The sequence below is a fragment of the Bacillus sp. MBGLi79 genome (genome assembly GCF_002953915.1).
Map to the genome: position 1 here is coordinate 3,482,742 of NZ_CP026521.1, position 3,386 is coordinate 3,486,127.

The 3,386-nt window shown below is 47.1% G+C and carries 3 protein-coding genes and 1 riboswitch; of the genes, 1 reads left to right on the forward strand and 2 read right to left on the reverse strand.

Going from position 1 to position 3,386, the window contains the following annotated elements:
- Window positions 1-79 precede the first annotated feature (79 nt).
- The gene (locus C1T29_RS17795) at window positions 80-523 is read left to right on the forward strand and encodes a YslB family protein (RefSeq protein WP_020452494.1); all 444 of its coding nucleotides are present in this window, start codon (window positions 80-82) and stop codon (window positions 521-523) included.
- A gap of 45 nt (window positions 524-568) precedes the next feature.
- Here C1T29_RS17795 and C1T29_RS17800 read toward each other — a convergent pair whose 3' ends face one another.
- The gene (locus tag C1T29_RS17800) at window positions 569-1,798 is read right to left on the reverse strand and encodes an aspartate kinase (protein WP_208945511.1); all 1,230 of its coding nucleotides are present in this window, start codon (window positions 1,796-1,798) and stop codon (window positions 569-571) included.
- Window positions 1,799-1,945: 147 nt separating this feature from the next.
- A riboswitch (Lysine riboswitch) is annotated at window positions 1,946-2,126 on the reverse strand.
- A gap of 64 nt (window positions 2,127-2,190) precedes the next feature.
- A partial coding sequence (gene uvrC, locus C1T29_RS17805; RefSeq protein ID WP_208945512.1) for an excinuclease ABC subunit UvrC occupies window positions 2,191-3,386 on the reverse strand: 1,196 nt, incomplete at its 5' end.

Sequence of the window (3,386 nt, forward strand, 5' to 3'; positions counted from 1 at the left end):
TCCTAATTGCATGTCCCCGCTGTAATCTTTCACCCCATTTAAGCTATAATAAACGGAGAAAAGAGGGGAGACATTGGATATGAACAAATATGAAGCAAACTTAGCGCAATTAAAAGAGCTGGAAGTCTCCGCATATGGCTATGAGTTGATCAGGGAAGTGCTGCTTCCCGATATGCTGGGACAAGACTACGCAGATATGATGTACTGGGCGGGAAAAAAGCTCGCCCGCAAGTTCCCGCTTGAATCCAGGGAGGATCTTCCCGCTTTCTTTCTGGATGCAGGCTGGGGAACGCTTACGATCGCCCATTCAAAAAAACAGGAGCTTGAGTTTGAGCTCGAAGGCCCGCTGGTCTCAAACCGCCTCAAATATCAAAAGGAACCCTGCTTTCAGCTAGAAGCCGGATTTATCGCCGAGCAAATCCAGCTGATGAACGAACAAATTGCCGAATCGTATGAACAAGTGAAAAAAAGAGCCGGAAAAGTTGTTTTAACTGTAAAATGGGATTTGAAAGACCCGGCATAACCATGCAAAAAAGGCGGAGACTGCAAAAGTCCCGCCTTTTTCTTTTTAAATGACTGCTGTCTGCTTTGACAGTTCAAAAGCATCATGCAGCGCTACAACGGCTTTCACCATATCGCCTTCGTTGACGACAGTCGAAACTTTGATTTCGGATGTGCTGACCATTTTGACCTGGATGTTTTTTTCCGCCAGCACAGCGAACATTTCCGCTGCTACTCCCGGGTTGGAGATCATGCCTGAACCGACGATCGAGACTTTGGCCAGCCTGTTTTCCGTTTCAATCTGTTCATAGTCGAGCGCGTCTTTGTATTCTTCGAGAACTTCGACCGTCCGTTTTAAGTCTTCCGTTTTCACGGAGAAAGAAATCGACGTTTGGCTTGTGCTTGTCACTGATTGAATGATGATGTCAACGTTGATGTTCTGTTTAGCGAGCGTTGTAAAAATCGTTGACAGCGTCGTCAAGCCGCTCGCCAGGCCGCATACGGTCACGCGTGTGATCTGATCTTCAAATGCAATGCCTCTTACGATTAAATTCTGTTCCATTGATGATTCCTCCTCGATTAATGTGCCGGCTTCTTTTTCGGTGCTTGAACGGACTTCCAAAGGCACCTGATAGTTTTTCGCAAATTCAACAGCTCTCGGATGCAGGACGCCTGCTCCAAGATTGGCAAGCTCAAGCATTTCATCGTAGGAGATTCCGGCCAGCTTCCGCGCTGTTTTCACATAGCGGGGATCGGTTGTGAAAACCCCCGGTACATCGGTGTAAATGTCGCATTTATCGGCTTTCAGGGCAGCTGCGAGGGCAACGGCTGTCGTATCTGATCCGCCTCTGCCGAGCGTTGTGATTTCACCTTCCGCTGTCGTCCCCTGGAATCCGGCGACAACGGCGATTTTCCCTTCATTCAGACGCTCTTTCAGCTTGCCTGTATCAATGTTCGTAATTCTTGCGTTGCCGTGAATATTTTCGGTTTCGATGCCGGCCTGCCAGCCTGTATAGGAAACCGCATCATACCCCTTGTTCTGCAAAGCCATTGTCAACAGCGAAATTGTTACCTGTTCTCCTGTTGTCAGCAGCATATCCATTTCCCTGCTGCCCGGCTGTTCGGTAATTTCCTTAGCAAGCGCGACAAGGGAATCCGTCGATTTGCCCATCGCTGAAACGACGACGACAACATCATGACCGCGCTGTTTTTCTTCGATGACGCGGTTTGCGACATTCAATATTTTTTCCACTGATCCTACTGAAGTTCCGCCAAATTTTTGGACGATGAGACCCATCAAATACCACCCTTTTTGTTTTCGTTCGTGCTTGTTTATGTATGAAGAGGAAAACTTGACCGGCGGGCTGTACGTTTTTTCGTACAAAAAAAGCAATGAGAGAAATTCCCTCATTGCTTTAACCAACAAAAATGCCGATGATTTTAACAACGAGATAGCCCTCCAAGAAATGATTTCTTGACAGCCTTACATTTATTCAATGTAAAGCCAGCAGGAAAAACGAATGGATTTTTTCCCCGCTTCGGCGACGCTCCCCTTTCAGCTTTTTTCATCGGAATCCATCTTCCTCATCAAGCCTACTCTTGAAGTTCGCACCTCTATCTTCACCATATCACACGATCTTATTATGAAATTAGTACAAATTCTATCAGATTCTTTTTAAAAGTTCAACATTATTTTTTCAAAGCCTCTTCAATCAGCTGCGCCGTCTTCAGGGGGATGCCGAGCTTGCGGATATCTTCGGCGCTCGCTTCCTTCATTTTCTTAACGGAACCGAAATGTTTTAACAGCAGTTTTTTCCGCTGTTCGCCGACGCCCGGTATGCCGTCGAGCACCGATTGAAATGCGCTTTTTCCTCTGAGCTGCCTGTGGAAGCTGATCGCAAACCTGTGAACTTCATCCTGAATGCGCTGAAGCAGGTAAAATTCCTGGCTGTTCCGCTCAAGCTGGACGATCTCAAGGGGGTCGCCGATCAAAAGGTTGGAAGTTCTGTGTTTATCATCTTTCACCAGACCGGCAACAGGGACATCGAGCCGCAATTCATTTTCCAAAACGTCAAGGGAGGCAGACACCTGGCCTTTTCCGCCGTCGATCAATACTAAATCAGGCAGCGGCAGATTCTCTTTCAGCACCCTTGTATATCTTCTTCTGATGACTTCGCGCATTGACCCGTAGTCGTCAGGGCCTTCAACCGTCTTAATCTTATATTTGCGGTACTCTTTTTTATGCGGTTTTCCGTCGAGAAAGACGACCATCGCCGAAACGGGGTCCGTTCCTTGAATATTTGAATTATCAAACGCTTCAATTCGGTACGGCGTGTAGATGCCCAGTGCTTTGCCGAGCTTTTCAATCGCGCCGATCGTCCGCTCTTCGTCCCGTTCAATGAGCGAAAACTTCTCTTTCAAAGCGAGCTTTGCATTTTTATGGGCAAGGAGCAGCAGGTCTTTCTTCGCTCCCCTTTTCGGCTGGCGCACGTTCACGTCCAAAAGCTCCTCAATCATGTCCTTATCGACGCTGTCCGGAACCAAAATTTCCCTTGGGAGAAAATGGTTGTTTTTTGAGTAAAATTGCCCGATGAACGTCAAAAACTCCTCGTCTGCTTCCCTGTATAAAGGAAACATGCTGACATCTCTTTCAATCAATTTGCCCTGCCTGATAAAGAAGACCTGGACGCACATCCAGCCCTTGTCATACGAATAGGCAAATACATCGCGGTCAACCATGTCATTCAGCATCATTTTCTGTTTTTCCATCGTTGACTCGATATGGGCCATTTGATCGCGGAATTCTTTCGCCCGTTCGAACTGCAGGTTGTCCGAGGCTTCGAGCATTTTTGCTTCAAGTTCTTTCTTGACTTCATTGTATGCGC